Origin of the sequence: Nocardia takedensis NBRC 100417, assembly GCF_000308695.1 — a bacterium.
GTDB classification, from domain to species: Bacteria; Actinomycetota; Actinomycetes; order Mycobacteriales; family Mycobacteriaceae; genus Nocardia; species Nocardia takedensis.
Map to the genome: position 1 here is coordinate 1 of NZ_BAGG01000176.1, position 615 is coordinate 615.

Annotated in this window: 1 protein-coding gene; it reads right to left on the minus strand. The window is 65.2% G+C overall.

Going from position 1 to position 615, the window contains the following annotated elements:
* On the minus strand, positions 1-525 hold a 525-nt coding region (locus tag ON30_RS27795; protein ID WP_169334956.1), incomplete at its 3' end, for an IS630 family transposase.
* Positions 526-615: the final 90 nt, after the last annotated feature.

The window sequence follows — 615 nt, forward strand, 5'->3', positions numbered from 1 at the left end:
TGCTTGGATCTGCGATTTCTCATCGACGCACAGCACCACCGCCCGTTCGGGCGGGTTGTGGTACAGGCCGACGACATCGACGACCTTCTCCACGAACAACGGGTCGGTGGAGATCTTGAACCCGCCGGTCAGATGGGGCTTCAGCTCGAACCGCCGCCAGATCCTCCCGATCGTCGACTTCGACAACCCGGTTCGCTGCGCCATCGACGACCGCGACCAATGCGTGGCGTCGGCCGGGACCTGTTCCAACGTCGTTTCCACGACCTGCTGCACCTGATCGAGCAAAACCGACGGGGGCCGTCCCGGTCGCGGCTCGTCGGCGAGCCCGGCGATACCGAACTCGATGAAACGGTTCCGCCATTTGCGCACCGTCATCCCCGTCACCCCGACCTCGGCCGCGACGTGGGTGTTGAACGCGCCGGGCTCGGCGCAGGCCAGCACGATCCGGCATCGCAGCGCATATGCCTGCGTCGATGTCGCCGCCCGCGCTCCTCGGACCAGCTCTTTGCGCTGAGCCTCTGTCACCACCAACTCCGGCCCCGACCTCGGCCGCCCAGTCCTCGCCACCGACGAATCCTATAATTAGTCAACGGATTTCAGACGCGGAACACTAGG